General features: G+C 37.0%; 16 protein-coding genes. All 16 read left to right on the top strand.

Features of this window, described 5'->3' with window-relative positions; genetic code table 11:
* The first annotated feature begins 159 nt into the window (after positions 1-159).
* Positions 160-1,050, top strand: a complete 891-nt coding sequence (gene dprA / locus CD112_RS03500) for a DNA-processing protein DprA (RefSeq protein WP_103363870.1) — start codon at positions 160-162, stop codon at positions 1,048-1,050.
* A gap of 142 nt (positions 1,051-1,192) precedes the next feature.
* Positions 1,193-3,259 (top strand): type I DNA topoisomerase, encoded by a 2,067-nt coding sequence (topA, locus tag CD112_RS03505; RefSeq protein WP_023015697.1) that lies wholly within the window; start codon positions 1,193-1,195, stop codon positions 3,257-3,259.
* 83 nt (positions 3,260-3,342) lie between these two features.
* Entirely contained in the window at positions 3,343-4,650 is a 1,308-nt protein-coding gene (gene trmFO, locus CD112_RS03510; RefSeq protein ID WP_002480689.1) for an FADH(2)-oxidizing methylenetetrahydrofolate--tRNA-(uracil(54)-C(5))-methyltransferase TrmFO, read from the top strand.
* Positions 4,651-4,771: 121 nt separating this feature from the next.
* Positions 4,772-5,662, top strand: a complete 891-nt coding sequence (gene xerC / locus CD112_RS03515; RefSeq protein WP_002480690.1) for a tyrosine recombinase XerC — start codon at positions 4,772-4,774, stop codon at positions 5,660-5,662.
* Between the two features lie 2 nt (positions 5,663-5,664).
* Positions 5,665-6,204: an ATP-dependent protease subunit HslV gene (gene hslV, locus CD112_RS03520; protein ID WP_023015696.1), complete on the top strand. Its 540-nt coding sequence runs from the start codon at positions 5,665-5,667 to the stop codon at positions 6,202-6,204.
* A 78-nt stretch (positions 6,205-6,282) separates the two neighbouring features.
* Positions 6,283-7,689, top strand: a complete 1,407-nt coding sequence (hslU, locus tag CD112_RS03525) for an ATP-dependent protease ATPase subunit HslU (protein ID WP_002480692.1) — start codon at positions 6,283-6,285, stop codon at positions 7,687-7,689.
* Between the two features lie 33 nt (positions 7,690-7,722).
* Positions 7,723-8,496: a GTP-sensing pleiotropic transcriptional regulator CodY gene (codY, locus tag CD112_RS03530; RefSeq protein ID WP_002480693.1), complete on the top strand. Its 774-nt coding sequence runs from the start codon at positions 7,723-7,725 to the stop codon at positions 8,494-8,496.
* Positions 8,497-8,682: 186 nt separating this feature from the next.
* A complete protein-coding gene (rpsB, locus tag CD112_RS03535; RefSeq protein ID WP_002480694.1) occupies positions 8,683-9,465 on the top strand; it encodes a 30S ribosomal protein S2 in 783 nt (260 codons plus the stop codon).
* A gap of 237 nt (positions 9,466-9,702) precedes the next feature.
* A complete protein-coding gene (tsf, locus tag CD112_RS03540; protein ID WP_002480695.1) occupies positions 9,703-10,584 on the top strand; it encodes a translation elongation factor Ts in 882 nt (293 codons plus the stop codon).
* 138 nt (positions 10,585-10,722) lie between these two features.
* Positions 10,723-11,445 (top strand): UMP kinase, encoded by a 723-nt coding sequence (gene pyrH / locus CD112_RS03545; RefSeq protein WP_002480696.1) that lies wholly within the window; start codon positions 10,723-10,725, stop codon positions 11,443-11,445.
* Between the two features lie 26 nt (positions 11,446-11,471).
* Positions 11,472-12,026, top strand: coding sequence for a ribosome recycling factor (gene frr, locus CD112_RS03550; RefSeq protein ID WP_023015695.1), 555 nt, complete (start codon positions 11,472-11,474; stop codon positions 12,024-12,026).
* A 185-nt stretch (positions 12,027-12,211) separates the two neighbouring features.
* On the top strand, positions 12,212-12,979 hold the full coding sequence (gene uppS / locus CD112_RS03555; protein WP_002480698.1) for an undecaprenyl pyrophosphate synthase: 768 nt from the start codon (positions 12,212-12,214) through the stop codon (positions 12,977-12,979).
* 19 nt (positions 12,980-12,998) lie between these two features.
* Positions 12,999-13,781 carry a phosphatidate cytidylyltransferase gene (locus CD112_RS03560; protein ID WP_103363871.1) on the top strand — a complete coding sequence of 261 codons (783 nt, stop codon included), beginning with the start codon at positions 12,999-13,001 and terminating at the stop codon, positions 13,779-13,781.
* A gap of 201 nt (positions 13,782-13,982) precedes the next feature.
* Positions 13,983-15,266, top strand: a complete 1,284-nt coding sequence (rseP, locus tag CD112_RS03565; protein ID WP_002480700.1) for an RIP metalloprotease RseP — start codon at positions 13,983-13,985, stop codon at positions 15,264-15,266.
* A 21-nt stretch (positions 15,267-15,287) separates the two neighbouring features.
* Entirely contained in the window at positions 15,288-16,988 is a 1,701-nt protein-coding gene (locus CD112_RS03570) for a proline--tRNA ligase (RefSeq protein WP_103363872.1), read from the top strand.
* A 264-nt stretch (positions 16,989-17,252) separates the two neighbouring features.
* Positions 17,253-21,560 carry a PolC-type DNA polymerase III gene (locus tag CD112_RS03575; protein ID WP_103363882.1) on the top strand — a complete coding sequence of 1,436 codons (4,308 nt, stop codon included), beginning with the start codon at positions 17,253-17,255 and terminating at the stop codon, positions 21,558-21,560.
* The last annotated feature ends 19 nt before the right edge of the window (positions 21,561-21,579 follow it).

Below are 21,579 nucleotides of genomic sequence, written 5' to 3' on the forward strand. Positions count from 1 at the left end.
CATGTTAAAGTTGAGTATTCACATAGTCATTGAAACATAACTTGATTTTTCATATATAATAGTAGAAACTCTGAATAAGCTTTTTTATAGAAAAGTATTGTTTCCATTATATAAAAGGTCGTATAATAACGAAAAAACCACAAGAAAGCAGGTAAACGATTGAACCTCAAAGAATTAGATTTAGAACTCCTCAAATTACGCTACGCAGGTTACTCCACAAAGCAAATATACGCACTTTTATTCAGGTATCCAGACTATTTTGAACTAAATTTACCAGAAAGAATGACAAAACTTCGACAATTTTCACAAAATACTGCCTCTAAAACTATGCTTCTGCATTATCAAACATATTGTCAGATAGAGCCTAATGATATTTATCAATCTTTGGTCTCTCGAAACATCTACTTAATTTCCATTTTTAATCCTGATTATCCTCACTTGCTTAAACACATTTATGCACCTCCATTATTATTATTTTGTAAAGGCAATAGAACTTGCTTAAAAACACCTCACTATTTAAGTGTCGTCGGTTCTAGAGAAGCGACAAAGTATACACAAAATGCATTAGAATACCTCTTTAAGAATGAAGCATTACATGAACTCGTTATCGTTTCAGGTTTGGCTAAAGGCGGAGATGCATTTGCACATGAAGCGGCTTTACACTATAATATGGCAACGATTGGCGTTTTAGCATTTGGTCATTATCATCATTATCCTAAAGAAACGCGTGCATTACGAAAACGAATAGAACAAACAGGTTTAACCCTCTCAGAATATATCCCCACAGATAGACCTGCCAGATATAAATTTCCGGAACGTAATCGTATCATTAGCGGTTTATCGCAAGGCGTACTGATTACTGAGTCTAGAGAAAGAAGCGGCGCACAAATCACAGTAGATTTAGCTTTAGAACAAGACAGAAATGTTTATGTGTTGCCAGGCAGCTTATTTCAAAAATTGACCATTGGAAATTTAAAACGCGCACAAGAAGGCGCGAAAATCGTTTTGAGTGCGCAAGATATTATGGAAGATTATGAAACATTAAATTGATTGAAAAAATGAAATAAAGACTTAAATGAAATGATGTCTGTTCATTTTCAGGTGAATTAAAATATTGACAAATGTAAAATAAACCGTTTATCATTTATCTTTGTAACAAGGAACATTTTATTGAAGCAGAGGGGGATCTACTTTGGCAGATAATTTAGTCATAGTTGAGTCGCCTGCAAAAGCTAAAACAATTGAAAAATATTTAGGGAAACGATATAAAGTTATCGCTTCAATGGGGCATGTCAGAGATTTGCCAAGAAGCCAAATGGGCGTTGATGTTGAAGATGATTTTGAACCCAAATATATTACGATTCGTGGTAAGGGACCAGTCGTTCAAGAGTTGAAGAGACATGCTAAAAAAGCAAAGAAAATCTTCCTAGCAAGTGACCCGGACCGTGAAGGTGAAGCAATTGCATGGCACTTAGCAAACATTTTGAAATTAGATGAACATGCGAAAAACCGAGTAGTATTTAACGAAATAACAAAAGATGCAGTTAAAGAAAGTTTTAAAACGCCGAGAAGTATTGAAATTAATTTAGTGGATGCACAACAAGCACGTCGTATTGTAGACAGATTAGTAGGTTATAACATTTCTCCGGTATTATGGAAAAAAGTTAAAAAAGGACTTTCAGCAGGACGTGTTCAATCTGTCGCATTACGTTTAGTCATTGATCGTGAAAATGAAATCCGTAACTTCAAACCAGAAGAATACTGGAAAATAGAAGGGAAATTCCGTTATAAAAAATCTACGTTTACAGCGAAATTCCTTCATTATAAAAACAAACCGTATAAACTACAAAAAAATGAAGACGTTAAATTCATTACAGACCAATTAAATGGTAATGAGTTTGAAGTGACTAAAGTCACACGTAAAGAGAAGAAACGTAATCCAGCAAATCCATTTACAACGTCTACTTTACAACAAGAAGCTTCAAGAAAATTAGGCTTCAAAACAAGAAAGACTATGATGGTTGCACAACAACTTTATGAAGGTATTGACCTTAAACGTCAAGGTACAGTTGGTTTGATTACGTATATGCGTACTGACTCTACACGTATTTCTGCAGATGCGAAAGCAGAAACAAAAGATTTTATCACTGAAAAGTACGGTAAAGAATATGTATCTCATCGTAAACAAACAGGTAAGCAAGGGGACCAAGATGCACACGAAGCTATTCGTCCTACAAAGACTCTGCGTACACCTGACGAAATGAAATCATTCTTAACAAAAGACCAACACCGTTTATATAAATTGATTTGGGAACGTTTTGTCGCAAGTCAAATGGCACCTGCTGTAATTGACACAGTTGCGATGGATGTTGAACAAGGTGATATTAAGTTCCGTGCGAATGGTCAAGCTATCAAATTCAAAGGATTCATGACATTATACGTTGAATCTAAAGATGAAGAAGAAGAACAAAACAAACGCTTGCCGATTATTGATGAAGGTGAAACTGTAATCGCAACAGATATCGAACCTTCTCAACACTTCACACAACCACCTCCAAGATATACGGAGGCGCGTTTAGTTAAAACGTTAGAAGAATTGAAAATCGGTAGACCATCTACGTATGCGCCGACAATTGATACGATTCAAAAACGTAATTATGTGAAGTTAGAAAGTAAACGTTTCGTACCTACTGAATTAGGTGAAATTGTTTATGAGCAAGTTAAAGAATACTTCCCAGAAATCATCGATGTTGAATTTACAGTAAACATGGAAACATTGCTGGATAAAATCGCTGAAGGCGATGAAAACTGGCGTAATGTTGTCGGCAACTTCTACAATGGCTTCAAAGACGATGTAGAACGTGCTGAAAAAGAAATGGAAAAAATTGAAATTAAAGATGAGCCTGCTGGTGAAGATTGCGAAAAATGCGGTTCACCAATGGTGATTAAAATGGGACGTTACGGCAAGTTTATGGCTTGTTCAAACTTCCCAGATTGCAGAAACACGAAAGCCATCGTTAAAGAAATCGGCGTGAAATGTCCGAAATGTAAGGATGGCGAAGTGGTAGAACGTAAATCGAAGAAAGGCAGAATCTTCTACGGCTGTTCAAACTATCCAGAATGTGACTTTATCTCATGGGATAAGCCAGTCGGCAGAGATTGTCCGAAATGTGATCATCATTTAGTTGTTCGTAAAAAAGGACGTTCTAGTCAAGTTGTATGTTCGAACTGTGATTATAAAGAAGAAGTACAAAAGTAAAGTAAGAGCTGAGAGGTTGGACACAAAAAGCACAACGCTGCTTGCGTCTCGCCTCTTTTCATCTGAATGAGGAGGATTTATTTATGACAGAGACAGTTAACGTGGTCGGTGCAGGTTTAGCTGGTTCAGAAGCTGCATACCAGCTTGCGCAACGAGGTATCAAAGTTAATTTGATTGAAATGCGTCCAGTAAAACAAACACCAGCCCACCATACAGATAAATTCGCGGAATTAGTTTGTTCGAACTCATTACGCGGCAACTCACTGACAAATGCGGTAGGTGTGTTAAAAGAAGAAATGCGTCGCTTAGATTCATTGATTATTAGAGCGGCTGATAATGCACGTGTGCCAGCTGGCGGTGCGTTAGCAGTAGATAGACATGACTTTGCGGGTTATATTACTGATACTTTGAAATCACATCCGAATATTACAGTTATCAATGAAGAAATTGAGAAAATCCCTGAAGGTTATACAATTATTGCGACAGGTCCATTAACGACAGAAGGGCTTGCGAAAGAAATTGTGGACATTACAGGTGAAGATCAACTTTACTTCTATGATGCGGCAGCACCGATTATCGAAAAAGATACGATTGATATGGATAAAGTCTATTTGAAGTCACGTTATGATAAAGGTGAAGCGGCTTACTTAAACTGTCCGATGACAGAAGAAGAGTTCGACCGTTTTTATGATGCGGTGTTGGAAGCGGAAGTTGCGCCAGTAAACGAATTTGAAAAAGAAAAATATTTCGAAGGCTGTATGCCATTTGAAGTAATGGCTGAGCGTGGTCGTAAAACATTACTATTTGGGCCAATGAAACCTGTAGGATTAGAAGACCCTAAAACAGGTAAGCGTCCATTTGCGGTGGTTCAATTACGTCAAGATGACGCAGCAGGTACACTTTATAATATTGTCGGATTCCAGACACATTTAAAATGGGGTGCACAAAAAGAAGTTATCCGTTTAATCCCTGGTTTGGAAAATGTTGATATTGTACGTTATGGCGTTATGCACCGTAATACATTTATCAACTCACCGGATGTCTTAAGTGAAACATATCAACTTAAAGGACATGATCAAGTTTACTTTGCAGGTCAAATGACTGGTGTAGAAGGTTATGTGGAAAGTGCTGCCAGCGGTTTAGTGGCTGGTATCAATGTGGCGCATAAACTACAAGGCAAAGCAGAAGTGATTTTCCCGCGTGAAACAATGATCGGCAGTATGGCATATTATATTTCACATGCGAAGAACAATAAGAACTTCCAACCGATGAATGCAAACTTCGGTTTAGTGCCGTCACTTGAGAAAAGAATTAAAGATAAAAAAGAACGTTATGAGCAACAAGCGAATCGTGCTTTAACGTACTTAGAAAACTTTAAGCAAACATTGTGATAAATTATGAATATTTTGATAAAATAGATTTGTGTTTAGAAAACGTTTGCGGTTTCGAGACTTAAATCACTGCAGCTCCCTCTGTCTATATGCTACAATGCAAATGATGGAGGGGTTTTTATTGAATAAAATCCAAGATTCTTTTTTATACATGTTAAAGGTAGAACGCTTTTTTTCTAAACATACTTTGAAATCATATCACGACGATTTGATGCAGTTTAATTCTTTTTTAGAACAGGAGCATTTACAATTAAAATCTTTTGAATATAAGGATGCAAGAAATTATTTATCTTATTTATATTCAAAAGGCTTGAAAAGAACAACAGTTTCTCGTAAAATTTCAACGTTACGGTCTTTTTATGAATACTGGATGACGCAAGATGACACAGTAGTAAATCCTTTTGTTCAACTTGTGCATCCAAAGAAAGAGCAATATTTGCCTCATTTTTTCTATGAAGAAGAAATGAGTGCGTTATTTGAAACAGTTGAAGAAGATGAACATAAAGGCATGCGTGATCGTGTCATTTTAGAATTATTATATGGTACGGGCATTCGTGTTTCAGAATTAGTGAACATTAAGTTAGAGGATTTAGATTTAAATTCACCAGGTGTGAAAGTGCTTGGGAAAGGTAATAAAGAACGCTTTATTCCTTTTGGAAATATGTGCAGAGAGAGTATTGAACGTTATCTTTCAGAATTTCCTCCGCTCAAAAAAGCGTCTCATGATTATTTGCTTGTAAATATGAATGGGCGACCGATTACTGAACGGGGCGTTCGTTATGTGTTGAATGATATTGTGAAACGCACATCGGGCGTGACGGATATTCACCCGCATAAATTGAGACATACTTTTGCGACACATATGTTGAATGAAGGTGCGGATTTAAGAACAGTGCAATCTTTGCTTGGTCATGTCAATCTTTCAACAACAGGGCGATATACGCATGTTTCCAACCAACAATTGCGCAAAGTCTATTTAAATGCACATCCTCGAGCTAAAAAGGAGAAATAGGAATGAATAATTCAATTCATGCGACAACAATCTTTGCGGTCAGACAAAATGGTCATGCTGCAATGGCAGGCGACGGTCAAGTGACATTAGGACAACAAGTCATCATGAAACAAACAGCAAGAAAAGTTCGTAGACTGTATGATGGCAAAGTCTTAGCTGGCTTCGCTGGTAGTGTGGCAGATGCCTTTACACTTTTCGAAAAATTCGAAACTAAGTTGCAAGAATTCAGCGGTAATTTAGAACGTGCTGCAGTTGAACTTGCACAAGAGTGGAGAGGCGATAAACAGCTGAGACAACTTGAAGCAATGCTGATTGTAATGGACAAAAACGCAATATTAGTCGTCAGCGGTACAGGTGAAGTAATCGCACCTGATGATGATTTAATTGCGATTGGTTCAGGCGGCAATTATGCTTTAAGTGCTGGACGTGCTTTAAAACGTCATACAGACATGTCAGCAAAAGACATGGCTTATGCAAGTTTGAAAGTCGCTTCAGAAATTTGTGTTTTCACAAATGACAACATTATTGTCGAAGAATTATAAGTACAACGAAAATTAAGACAACATTATTTTTCCAAAACATTGGAAGAGGTAAATTATATATTGGAGGTTGATCAACGAATGGATGCTAGCGCAATCAAACTTACCCCAAGAGACATTGTATCGCGTTTGAATGAATACATTGTCGGTCAAGATGACGCTAAGAAGAAAGTAGCCATTGCTTTGAGAAACAGATATCGCCGAAGTCAGTTGGACGAAGAATTAAAACAAGAAATCGTTCCGAAAAACATTTTGATGATTGGTCCAACTGGTGTGGGTAAAACTGAAATCGCAAGAAGAATGGCCAAAATCGTCGGCGCACCATTTATTAAAGTTGAAGCAACTAAGTTCACAGAGGTAGGCTATGTTGGACGTGATGTTGAAAGCATGGTACGTGACTTGGTTGATGTTGCTGTCAGACTTGTTAAAGAAGCTAGAAAAGAACAAGTTAAAGACGAAGCGATTAAAAAAGCGAATGAAAAATTGGTTAAATTGCTCGTACCGAGTATGAAGAAAAAAGCGAACCAAAATGCAGGTAATCCTTTTGAATCATTATTCGGCGGAATGATGCCGAACTTTGGCAACCAAGATGATGAAGATGAAGAACCGCCAACAGAAGACGTTAAAACAAAACGTTCTGAAATTCGCCGCCAATTATTAAATGGTGAATTAGAAGAAGAAAAAGTTCGTATCAAAGTTGAACAAGACCCAGGTGCAATGGGAATGTTAGGTACAAACCAAAACCAACAAGTTCAAGACATGATGAATCAATTGATGCCTAAGAAAAAAGTGGAGCGTGAAGTTCCAGTGAAAACTGCACGTAAAATTCTAGCTGATGATTATGCAGATGAATTAATCGATCATGAAACAGCAAACCAAGAAGCGCTAGAATTAGCAGAACAAATGGGCATTATCTTTATCGATGAAATTGATAAAGTAGCCAGCAATAATCATGCAGGCGGCCAAGACGTATCAAGACAAGGTGTACAACGTGACATCTTACCGATTGTCGAAGGCAGTGTCGTTCAAACGAAATATGGTAGTGTCAACACTGAACACATGCTCTTTATCGGAGCAGGTGCTTTCCATGTGTCAAAACCAAGTGATTTGATTCCTGAATTACAAGGACGTTTCCCAATTCGTGTTGAACTTGAAAGTTTATCAGTTGAAGATTTCGTGAATATTCTTAAAGAACCAAAACTTTCACTGATTAAACAATACGAAGCATTATTACAAACAGAAGAAGTAACGGTTAACTTCACAGACGAAGCGATTACACGCTTAGCTGAAATTGCTTTCCAAGTTAACCAAGACACTGATAATATCGGTGCACGTCGACTTCATACGATTTTAGAAAAAATGCTGGAGGATCTTTCATACGAAGCACCTGGAATGCCGAATGCGGTGGTAGAGATAACAGCACAATATGTTGATGATAAATTGAAATCTATTTCTACAAACAAAGATTTAAGTGCATTTATCTTATAAACTTATAATTACAAATACAAAAGGAGAAGAAAAATGAGTTTACTTTCAAAAACAAGAGAATTGAATACACTGTTGCAAAAACATAAAGGAATTGCTGTAGATTTTAAAGACGTAGCGCGTAAAATTAGTGAGGTAACTGTAACTAATGTATTTATCGTTTCACGCAGAGGTAAAATCCTAGGAGCAAGCTTAAATGAATTGTTGAAAAACAGTCGAATCAATCAAATGTTGGAAGACCGCCATATTCCAAGTGAATATACTGAAAAATTAATGGACGTTAAACAAACAGAATCAAACATTGATATCGATGATGATTTATCTGTATTCCCTCCAGAAAACAGAGATGCGTTCATTGATAGTAAAACAACAATCTTCCCAGTATTAGGTGGTGGAGAACGTTTAGGTACTTTAGTACTTGGCCGTGTATCTGATGAGTTTAATGAAAACGACTTAGTACTAGGTGAATATGCAGCAACAGTATTAGGTATGGAAATCTTACGTGAAAAACACAGTGAAGTAGAACAAGAAGCACGTGATAAAGCAGCAATCAACATGGCGATCAACTCTTTATCATACTCAGAAAGAGAAGCAATCGAGCACATCTTTGAAGAATTAGGCGGTAAAGAAGGATTATTAATCGCATCTAAAGTTGCTGACCGTGTCGGCATCACGCGTTCAGTTATCGTAAATGCATTACGTAAACTTGAAAGTGCTGGTGTTATCGAGTCACGTTCACTTGGTATGAAAGGTACTTTCATCAAAGTTAAAAAAGAACAATTCTTAGACGAATTAGAAAAAACAAAATAAGACGATAGAACGCTGACAACTTAAATTTTAAATATTGCTTTATTGACGGCAGTATGTTATATTTAATGACGGCTATAAAGCCGATAACACACATAAAGAGCTGAAATGTAATTGGTGCGATGTTATTGCGTCGTTATTACATGAGCTATTTATGGAGGAAAATAACCAAATTGGAGGATTTTAATCATGGCAGTAATTTCAATGAAACAATTGCTAGAAGCAGGTGTTCACTTCGGTCACCAAACACGCCGTTGGAACCCAAAAATGAAAAAATACATTTTCACTGAAAGAAATGGTATCTATATCATCGACTTACAAAAAACAGTGAAAAAAGTTGACGAAGCTTACAACTTCCTTAAACAAGTATCAGAAGATGGCGGTAAAGTCTTATTCGTAGGTACTAAAAAACAAGCTCAAGAATCAATTAAAAATGAAGCTGAGCGCGCTGGTCAATTCTACGTTAACCAAAGATGGTTAGGCGGAATCTTGACTAACTACAAAACAATCTCTAAACGAGTAAAACGTATTTCTGAAATTGAAAAAATGGAAGAAGACGGCTTATTCGAAGTATTACCTAAAAAAGAAGTAGTTGAAATCAAAAAAGAATACGACCGTTTAATCAAATTCTTAGGTGGTATTCGTGATATGAAATCAATGCCTCAAGCATTATTCGTAGTTGACCCTCGTAAAGAGCGCAACGCGATTGCTGAAGCACGTAAATTACACATCCCAATCGTAGGTATCGTTGATACGAACTGCGATCCAGATGAAATTGATTACGTAATTCCAGCAAACGATGATGCTATCCGTGCCGTTAAATTATTAACAGGCAAAATGGCTGATGCGATCTTAGAAGGACAACAAGGTGTTTCTAATGAAGAAGTAGCTGCTGAGCAAAACATCGACTTAAAAGAAGAAGATAAAGGCGAAGCAAAAGAAACTGAAGAAACTTCTGTTGAATCAAACTAAGAATAATTCAAAATGGGTGATAAGATATTGAGGCTTATCACCTTTTTTTAAAAATAATATGAATAAAAAGTAAAGCTTTTATTGAGTATGCGATGCATACTTGATAAGCGTATAAAAAATAAAGAATAATCAGAGTTTACGCGTTTAACGCGAGACAAATAGAGTTATAATTAGAGAGAGAACTGATATACTATATTTGACTGATTATATTATGTTATATAAATGGAGGAAAATTGAATGGCACAAATTACAGCTAAATTAGTTAAAGAATTGCGCGAAAGAACTGGCGCAGGTATGATGGATTGTAAAAAAGCATTAGTAGAAACTGATGGCGATATCGAAAAAGCAATCGACTACCTACGTGAAAAAGGTATTGCGAAAGCTGCTAAAAAAGCAGATCGTATTGCTGCTGAAGGTATGACTTATGTTGGAGTTAACGGTAACGATGCTGTAATCGTTGAAATCAACTCTGAAACTGACTTCGTAGCACGTAACGAAGGCTTCCAAGAGCTAGTTAAAGAAATCGCTAACCAAATTCTTGAAACTAAACCAGAATCAGTTGACGCATTGTTAGAAACTAAATTATCAACAGGTGACACTGTTAGCGAACGTATCAACAAAGCAATCTCAACAATCGGTGAAAAATTAAGCTTACGTCGTTTCGCAGTTAGAACTAAAGGCGACAACGATGCATTCGGTGCATACGAACATATGGGCGGCCGTATCAGTGTATTAACAGTAGTTGAAGGTACAACTGACGAAGAAGCTGCTAAAGATGTTGCAATGCATATTGCTGCTATCAATCCTAAATATGTTTCTTCTGACCAAGTAAGCCAAGAAGAACTTGCACACGAAAAAGAAGTATTAAAACAACAAGCATTAAATGAAGGTAAACCAGAAAAAATCGTTGAAAAAATGGTTGAAGGCCGTTTACGCAAATATTTACAAGAAATTTGCGCAGTTGACCAAGACTTCGTTAAAAACCCTGATGTTACTGTTGAAGAATTCCTTAAATCAAAAGGCGGTAAATTAACTGACTTTGTACGCTATGAAGTAGGCGAAGGATTAGAAAAACGTGACGAAAACTTTGCTGACGAAGTTAAAGGACAAATGAAATAATAATCTATTAAAATGTTGAACAAGAAAGAAGACACCCTTGTATATCTATATAAATGCACACATTTGTATCGGACGTACCTCAATGTGTCTTCTTTACTTGTATCACATACATATTTTTACTATAGAGAGGATAAGAAAATGGCTGAAACTTCTAAATACAATCGCGTTGTCTTGAAATTGAGCGGAGAAGCACTAGCAGGAGAAAAAGGATTCGGAATTAATCCAATCATTATTAAAAGTGTTGCAAAACAAATTGCAGAAGTCGTAGAATTGGACTGTGAAATCGCAGTTATCGTTGGAGGCGGCAACATCTGGAGAGGTAAAACTGGCAGTGATTTAGGTATGGATCGCGGAACAGCTGACTACATGGGTATGTTAGCAACAGTTATGAATGCATTAGCACTCCAAGACAGTTTAGAACAACTTGACTGTGATACACGTGTTTTAACATCAATCGAAATGAAACAGGTCGCTGAACCTTATATTAGACGTCGTGCAATCAGACACCTAGAGAAAAAACGTGTTGTAATTTTTGCTGCGGGTATTGGCAACCCTTACTTCTCAACAGATACAACAGCTGCATTACGCGCAGCTGAAGTAGAAGCTGATGTAATTTTAATGGGTAAAAATAATGTTGACGGTGTTTACTCAGCTGATCCAAAAGTTGATAAAGACGCAGTTAAATATGAGCATTTGACATACATTCAAATGTTACAAGAGGGTCTTCAAGTCATGGACTCAACTGCCGCTTCATTCTGTATGGACAACAACATTCCGTTGAATGTGTTCTCTATTTCAGAAGAGGGTAATATTAAGCGTGCGGTATTAGGCGAAGAAATCGGAACAACTATAACTAAATAATTTTATAAATTTGAGGTGTAAGAAAGATGAGTGACATTTTAAGCGAAACGAAATCAAGAATGAAAAAATCTATCGAGAGTTTATCACGTGAATTTGCGACAGTTAACGCAGGTCGTGCAAACTCTAACTTATTAGCTAGTGTAAATGTTGATTACTATGGTGCACCAACACCTGTACAACAATTAGCAAGCATCAACGTACCTGAACCACGTTTATTAGTAGTATCACCTTACGACAAATCATCAATCTCTGAAATTGAGCGTGCAATCAACGCAGCAAACTTAGGTGTTAACCCTACAAGTGATGGTGAAGTGATTCGTATTACAGTACCTGCTTTAACTGAAGAACGTCGTAAAGAATTAGTAAAAGACGTTAAGAAAATGGCTGAAAATGCGAAAGTATCTGTACGTAATATTCGTCGTGACAGCAATGATGAATTGAAAAAAGACGAAAAAAATGGGGATATCTCAGAAGATGAATTACGTTCAGCAACAGAACAAGTTCAAAAAATCACTGATGATTCTATTAAAGAAATTGAAAAAGTATTAGATGAAAAAGAAAAAGACATTATGGCTGTCTAATCATCTAAACAGATTTAAGCAAGACAGTGTTTAAATCACTTATTAAAACTGTACCAACTCAGACTTTGGTACAGTTTTTTAATTGTTCTATTCATTGCGTTTAACGAGTGTGATAAAATGATAGATAATTGCATGAATAATCTATTATAATGTAACAGAGATAGATTGAGCTCGGAGGATAGACCATGTTTAAAAAGCTAAGAAATAAGAATCGTTCTGAAACTGAAACGAACCATTCAGAATTAGATTTACATAACATACCCGAACATATAGCGATTATCATGGATGGTAATGGCCGTTGGGCGAAGAAACGTAAAATGCCAAGAATCAAAGGGCATTATGAGGGAATGCAAACCATTAAGAAAATCACAAGAGCAGCAAATGATATTGGTGTAAAGTATTTAACGCTCTACGCCTTTTCAACTGAAAATTGGTCCCGTCCTGAACAAGAGGTAAATTATATTATGAATTTACCAGTGAATTTCCTTAAGACTTTTTTACCTGAATTAATTGAAAAAGATGTCAAAGTTGAAACTATCGGATTTACAGATGATCTGCCGGCATCAACGTTAAAAGCAATTAATCACGCGAAAGAAAAGACAGCACATAATCAAGGACTTAAATTGATTTTTGCGATTAATTACGGTGGAAGAGCAGAAATCGTAGACAGTGTTCGTCGAATGTTTGATGATATGCAGAAACAAGGATATAATAGCGAGGATATCACTGAAAGTATGATGAATCAGTATTTAATGACAAGTCAGTATCCTGATCCTGAATTATTGATTCGCACATCTGGGGAACAACGTATCAGCAATTTCTTAATATGGCAGATTTCATATAGTGAATTTATATTTGACCAGAAATTGTGGCCTGATTTTGATGAACAAGAATTGTATGATTGTATTAAGATATATCAAAAAAGACAACGTCGCTTCGGCGGGCTATTATAATTTAAGGTAGGAATTTAATATGAGAGTAAGAATGGTCACGGCTATTATTGCCTTAATCATCTTTTTACCGATATTAATTATCGGTGGTCAAGTACTGATGTACTTTTCATTTTTACTAGCGTTTATCGCTTTAAAAGAATTACTAAATATGAATAAAATCCGTTTTATTTCTATACCAGGGATTATCAGTGCACTTGGGCTCGTCATTATTATGTTGCCGCAAGATTTAGGTTCATTAGTCCCTGCTATACAGTTGAAGGGACTTGTAATCATGAGTTTCGTGGTACTAAGTTATACGGTTATGTCTAAAAACCGCTTCAGCTTCATCGACGCAGCCTTCTGCTTAATGTCTGTTGCATATGTCGGCATCGGCTTCATGTACTTATATGAAACACGTGAAGCAGGTCTTGCCTTCATTTTATATGCTTTCTTAGTCGTATGGACAACAGATACAGGGGCTTACTTATTTGGACGCAGTATCGGTAAACATAAATTATGGCCGGTTATCAGTCCAAATAAAACGATTGAAGGTTTTATCGGCGGCGTGCTATGCAGCTTGTTGGTACCGATCATTATGCAGATGTTTATTGAATTCCCAGTCAACATTTTCGTTATGATGGTTGTAACGGTTGTATTAAGTATGTTCGGACAACTTGGCGACTTAGTTGAATCAGGATTCAAACGTCACTTTGGTGTGAAAGACTCAGGTAAAATATTACCAGGACATGGTGGTATTCTCGATCGCTTCGACAGCTTTATGTTCGTATTACCGCTATTAAATATTTTACTTTTACAAAACTAAAAACGTGAGGCATGCGGTTATGCAAACAAAGAAACAGCGTTTGCTTAAGGCATGCCTCATTTTTGTAACATCGTATATTTGTTGTATGTTCGCATGATTTTCATTAAAATGATTTTATAAAATGTTACCGTCACATGTATCTTGTTTAAGCAAGTTTTACATATTTGATGGACCAATTAATTAAATAGGAGTGGCCCAATTTTGCTAATAACTATACTATCTTTTATTATCGTATTCGGCGTATTAGTCTTCGTGCATGAGTTCGGTCACATGTTCTTCGCGAAGCGTGCAGGGATTATGTGTCCTGAATTTGCGATAGGCATGGGACCGAAAATATTCAGTTTCAGAAAGAATGAAACGTTATATACTATCCGTTTATTACCCGTCGGCGGTTATGTCCGTATGGCAGGGGACGGTTTAGAAGAACCGCCTGTAGAACCAGGTATGTCAGTTAAGATTAAATTAAATGATCAAGATGAAATTACGCATATCTTGTTAGATGATCAACATAAATTCCAACAAGCAGAAGTCATTGAAGTGAAGAAAATTGACTTCAAAGATGAAATGTATTTAGAAGGTATTACATCTTATGATGACGAACGCCATCGTTTTTATATTGCGAAAGAAGCATATTTTGTAGAAAATGGTTCGTTAATCCAAATTGCACCGCGTAATCGTCAATTGGTACACAAAACACCATGGCAAAAATTCTTAACATTGTTTGCAGGACCATTATTCAACTTCTTGCTTGCGATTGTGATTTTTATCGGATTAGCATATTACCAAGGCACACCGAATAATGTGGTGAAACAAGTCGCGGATAATACACCAGCACAAGAAATCGGTTTGAAGCCTGGTGATAAAATTGAACAAATCGGTGATAAAAAAATTGAGAACTTTAAAGATATCACAAAAGCTTTAGAAGATAATAAAGGTCAAAAAGTTTCAATTCAATATGAGCGTGACGGTCACCAAAAATCAGCTGAATTCAAACCTAAAAAAGTCGTTGAGAAGTTAACCAAACTGACATCTCAAACACGCTATATCTTAGGTTTCCAACCTGATAAAGACCATAGCTCTCTGATTGCGCCGCTTACAACAGGTGTAGAGCAATTCTTCAAAGCAGGAACGATTATTTTCACAGCAATTGTGTCTATGATAGGGAGTATCTTTACAGGTGGATTTTCATTCGACATGTTGAATGGACCTGTCGGTATTTACCATAATGTTGATACTGTGGTGAAAACTGGTATCATTAACTTGATAGCATGGACAGCTATGTTAAGTGTGAACTTAGGTTTAATGAACCTATTACCAATTCCAGCATTAGACGGCGGAAGAATTCTGTTCGTTATTTATGAAGCGATTTTCAGAAAGCCCGTCAACAAAAAAGCGGAAGCCTACATTATTGGTGCAGGTGCTATATTTGTAGTAATTATTATGATATTAGTGACATGGAATGACATACAACGTTATTTCTTATAGGAAATGGAGGAGCTCAGTTTTATGAGACAGTCAAAAGTATTTATACCAACGTTAAGAGAGGTGCCAGCGGAAGCTGAAGCCTTAAGTCATCGATTACTGTTAAAAGCAGGATTGATTAAACAAAGTACAAGTGGAATTTATAGTTATTTACCGCTTGCGACACGTGTATTAAATAATATTACATCAATTATCAGAGAAGAAATGGAGAAAATTGATGCGGTAGAAATCTTAATGCCGGCATTACAGCCTTCAGAATTATGGGAAGAGTCAGGACGTTGGGAAGCTTATGGCAGTGAATTAATGCGTCTGACTGATCGTAATGGTCGTCAATTCGCGTTAGGACCAACACATGAAGAAGTCGTCACATCATTAGTACGTGATGAATTGAAATCTTATAAGCAATTACCTTTAACACTATTCCAAATTCAATCTAAATTCAGAGATGAAAAGCGTCCACGTTTCGGTTTATTACGCGGTCGTGAATTCATTATGAAAGATGCGTATTCATTCCATGCGGATGAAGCGTCATTAGATGAGACATACAATGATATGTATGATGCACATGGCCGTATCTTTAAGCGTGCGGGTATTAACGCACGTCCAGTTGTCGCAGATTCAGGTGCAATCGGCGGCAGCCATACTCATGAATTTATGGCGTTAAGTGAAATCGGTGAAGATACAATTGTTTACAGTGAAAACAGCGACTACGCTGCTAATATTGAAAAAGCAGAAGTTGTGTATGAGCCAAAAGCACACGATGAAGCTTTACTGGAATTAGAAAAAGTTGAAACACCAAATGCGCATACAGCACAAGAAGTGGCAGATTTCTTAAATCGCCCACTAGATCAAATTACGAAATCAATGGTATTCAAAGTGGATGGCGAATTTGTGATTGTCTTAGTACGTGGCCATCATGAAGTGAATGACGTAAAATTAAAAGCTTACTTCGGTACAGACAATATTGAACTTGCGAGCCAAGATGAAATTATCAACTTAGTGGGTGCAAACCCAGGTTCAATCGGACCTATTCAAGAAAAAGGCATCAAAGTATATGCGGATAATTTCGTACAAGAAATTCCTAATATTGTCGTTGGTGCAAATGAAGATGGTTACCATTATGTGAATGCGAATCCAGAACGCGACTTTAACGTAGAAGCGTTCGGCGACTTCCGCTTCATCTTAGAAGGTGAACCGCTCAGCGATGGTTCAGGCGAAGCTAAATTCGCAGAAGGTATCGAAGTTGGACAAGTCTTCAAACTTGGTACAAAATACTCTGAATCTATGAATGCGACATTCTTAGATAACCAAGGTAAAGCACAACCATTAATCATGGGTTGCTATGGTATCGGGGTTTCAAGAACATTAAGTGCGATTGTAGAACAAAACAATGATGACAATGGTATTATCTGGCCTAAATCAGTGACACCATTTGAAGTACACTTAATTACGATTAATCCTAAGAAAGATGATCAAAGAGAACTTGGTGATGAGTTATACCAAGCACTTCAAGCATCATTTGAAGTCTTATACGATGATCGTAAAGAACGTGCAGGTGTTAAATTCAACGATGCTGACTTAATCGGTTTACCAGTACGTGTTGTAGTTGGTAAACGTGCGGCAGAAGGTATTGTTGAAGTAAAACGTCGTGACAATGGAGAAAGCGAAGAAGTTGCGGCAGCAGATTTAGTGAATTACGTGAAAGATTTATACGAACAGATTTAATTTTATAAATCAACAAGCCGAAGTGCTCTGACTGCACTTCGGCTTTTTACATAGAGAAAAATTCAGTTTGCTCATTTTAAGTATTACTGGAAATTTGGTATAATATTTTAGAACTTCAGAACAGAGATGAAAATCAACCGCGTTGTCAAACGTGGTTCCATTTTTTCTATACTCAAAAGGGCATGCACCTTTTTAAATAAATTAAAATTCTCCCTAACCGTATGAACGATGTAATTAATGACTAAGGTGGTAATGGTCTTGGCAATGACAAATCAAGAAAAATTTAAAGTGTTAGCTGATCAGATTAAAATTGCGAATCAGCTCGAACCAGATATTATAGAAAACAGTGAATTAAACCGCATTGATGTCTCTCAAAAAGAGCGGACATGGTTATTTCAAATTACACTGCCTCGCTTTTTAACTTATGAAGACTACATGTTATTTACCCACGCTTTGATTGAAGAATTTAAAGAGATTGCGACTGTAGATTGGCATTTTGTTGTTCAAGATACAAGAAACCAAGATGAGTTTGCGATGAAATACTTCAACCATTGTATTGAACAGACGAGATTGTCACCCAAAGTAAAAGGACAATTAAGACAAAAACGTCTGATTACTTCAGGTAATGTCTTAAAAGTGATGGTTTCAAATGATATTGAACGTGATTATTTCCATAAAGCGTGTAACGGAAGCTTAGTCAAAGCATACCAACAATGCGGCTTTGACGTGAATAAGATTGTCTTTGAAACAGACACGTCTGAACATGATAATGATTTAGCTTCATTAGAAGCACATATTCAAGAAGAGGATCAACAAAGCGCAAGAGAAGCAACTGAAAAATTAGAACGTATGAAAGCTGAAAAAGCTAAGCAACAAGATAATAACGAAAGTACTGTTGATAAATGTCAAATCGGTAAACCAATCCAAGTGGATAACGTCAGACCGATTGAATCTATTATTGAAGAAGAATTCAAAGTGGCGATTGAAGGCGTTATCTTTGATATGAATATCAAAGAACTAAAAAGTGGCCGTCACATCGTAGAATTAAAAGTAACAGATTACACAGATTCACTCGTACTAAAAATGTTTACACGTAAAAATAAAGACGATTTAGAACATTTCAAAGCGTTAAGTGTCGGTAAATGGGTACGTGCGCAAGGCCGTATTGAAGAAGATACTTTCGTACGTGATTTAGTCATGATGATGTCTGATATTGAAGAAATTAAGAAAACACCAAAACTAGATAAAGCAGAAGATAAGCGTGTGGAATTACATCTGCATACAGCGATGAGTCAAATGGACGGTATTAATCAAATCGGTGATTATGTGGCACAAGCTGCGAAATGGGGACATCCTGCTATCGCAGTAACAGACCATAATGTCGTTCAAGCTTATCCAGATGCGTTCAGTGCTGCTGAAAAGCATGGCATTAAAATGATTTACGGTATGGAAGGTATGCTGGTCGATGATGGTGTACCGATTGCATACAATCCGACTGACCGTAATCTTAAAGACGCGACTTATGTGGTATTTGACGTTGAGACGACTGGTTTATCAAACCAATACGACAAAATTATCGAGTTAGCCGCTGTAAAAGTCCATGATGGCGAAATCATTGATAAGTTCGAACGTTTCAGTAATCCGCATGAGCGTTTATCTGAAACTATCAAGAATTTGACGCACATCTCAGATGAAATGTTAGTTGATGCTCCTGAAATTGATGATGTATTAACAGAATTCAAAGAATGGGTCGGAGATGCGATATTCGTAGCCCATAACGCATCTTTCGATATGGGCTTCATTGATACTGGCTATGAACGTGCAGGTTTAGGCCATTATACAAATGGTGTTATCGATACTTTAGAATTATCACGTACGATAAATACAGAATTTGGTAAACATGGTTTGAACTTCTTAGCCAAAAAATATGGTGTTGAACTGACACAACATCACCGTGCCATCTATGATACAGAAGCTACGGCTTATATCTTTATTAAAATGTTGAAACAAGTGGATGAACTCGGTGTTAAAAATCATCAAGATATCAACCAATCACTATCAAACGAAGATGCTTATAAACGTGCACGTCCAAGTCATGTGACGATTTTAGTTCAAAACCAAACAGGTTTAAAAAACTTATTCAAGATTGTCAGTGAATCCTTAGTGACGTATTACTATCGTACACCGAGAATTCCACGTTCATTATTAGATGAGTACCGTGAAGGTTTATTAATCGGTTCAGCATGTGATGAAGGTGAAGTCTTTACTGCGGTAATGCAGAAAGACCAATCACAAGTTGAACATATTGCGAAATATTATGACTATATAGAAGTACAACCGCCTGCGTTATACCAAGATTTAATCGATCGTGAATTGATTCGTGATAATGAAACTATGATTGAGATTTATCAGCGTTTGCTTGAAGCGGGTAAAGCGGTCAATGTGCCTGTGGTTGCGACAGGTAATGTGCATTATTTAAATGAACATGATGCAATTGCACGTAAAATCTTAATCGCGTCTCAACCAGGTAACCCATTAAATCGTTCTACGTTACCTGAAGCACATTTCAGAACGACAGATGAAATGTTAGATGCATTCCATTTCTTAGGTGAAGAGAAAGCGAAAGAAATTGTCGTTGATAATACACAAGCACTAGCTGATCGTATTGAACGTGTTGTACCGATTAAAGACAAATTGTATACACCTAATATGGATGGTGCGAATGAAGAAATTCGTGAAATGAGTTATGCGAATGCGCGTAAATTATATGGTGATGATTTACCGCAAATTGTTATTGATCGTCTTGAAAAAGAATTAGAAAGTATTATTGGTAACGGATTCGCTGTTATCTACTTGATTTCACAACGTTTGGTTAAGAAATCACTCAACGATGGTTACTTAGTAGGTTCACGTGGTTCTGTCGGCTCAAGCTTCGTTGCGACAATGACTGAAATTACCGAAGTGAATCCATTGCCGCCGCACTACATTTGTCCAAAATGTAAGAAGAGCGAGTTCTTTAATGACGGTTCCGTCGGCTCTGGTTTCGACTTGCCAGATAAGACATGTGAATGTGGTGCTGAAATGATTAAAGAAGGTCAAGATATTCCTTTCGAAACATTCTTAGGCTTCAAAGGTGACAAAGTACCAGATATTGACTTGAACTTCAGTGGTGAATATCAACCTGAAGCACATAACTACACGAAAGTCTTATTCGGTGAAGATAAAGTATTCCGTGCCGGAACTATCGGTACAGTCGCAGAGAAAACTGCATTCGGTTATGTCAAAGGTTATTTAAATGACCAAGGTATTCATAAACGTGGTGCTGAAATTGACCGTTTAGTTAAAGGTTGTACTGGTGTTAAACGTACAACAGGCCAACACCCTGGCGGTATCATTGTAGTACCTGATGATATGGATATTTATGACTTTACGCCGATTCAATATCCAGCGGATGACCAATCATCAGCTTGGATGACAACGCACTTCGACTTCCACTCCATTCATGATAACGTCTTGAAACTCGATATTCTTGGACACGATGATCCAACGATGATTCGTATGCTTCAAGATTTATCAGGCATTGATCCGAAAACAGTGCCGGTCGATGACAAAGAAACAATGCGTATTTTCAGTACACCAGAATCTTTAGGTGTTACAGAAGAAGATATTTTATGTAAGACAGGGACGTTCGGTGTACCAGAATTCGGTACAGCGTTCGTTCGTCAAATGTTAGAAGATACGAAACCGACAACATTCTCTGAACTCGTTCAGATTTCTGGATTATCCCATGGTACAGACGTATGGTTAGGCAATGCCCAAGAATTAGTACGTTCAGGTACATGTGATCTATCTGGAGTTATCGGTTGTCGTGACGATATCATGGTGTATTTAATGTATGCCGGATTAGAACCATCATTAGCCTTCAAAATTATGGAGGCAGTACGTAAAGGTAAAGGCCTGCAAGAAGAATGGGAAGAAATTATGAAAGAGAATAATGTACCGGATTGGTATTTAGACTCATGTAAGAAAATCAAGTACATGTTCCCGAAAGCCCATGCGGCAGCTTACGTATTAATGGCGGTACGTATCGCTTACTTCAAAGTGCATTATCCGTTATATTATTATGCGTCTTACTTTACTGTTCGTGCATCAGACTTTGACTTATTAACCATGATCAAAGATAAAGAAGGTATCAAAGCGGCAGTGAAAGATATGTATTCTAAATACATGGAACTTGGCAAGAAAGAAAAAGACGTTTTAACTGTGCTTGAAATCATGAACGAAATGGCGCATCGCGGTTTCCGTATGCAGCCGATCAGTTTAGAAAAGAGTCAGGCATTTGAATTTATTATTGAAGGCGATACATTGATTCCACCGTTTATCGCGGTGCCAGGTCTAGGTGAAAACGTAGCGAAACGTATTGTTGAAGCGCGTAATGAAGGACCGTTCTTATCAAAAGAAGACTTGAATAAGAAAGCGGGTCTTTCTCAAAAAGTCATTGAGTATTTAGATGATTTAGGTTCATTACCTGGTTTACCCGATAAAGCACAATTATCAATTTTTGATATGTAATGCTTAAAAAGTGTCAACT

Origin of the sequence: Staphylococcus simulans, assembly GCF_002902285.1 — a bacterium.
GTDB lineage: Bacteria > Bacillota > Bacilli > Staphylococcales > Staphylococcaceae > Staphylococcus > Staphylococcus simulans.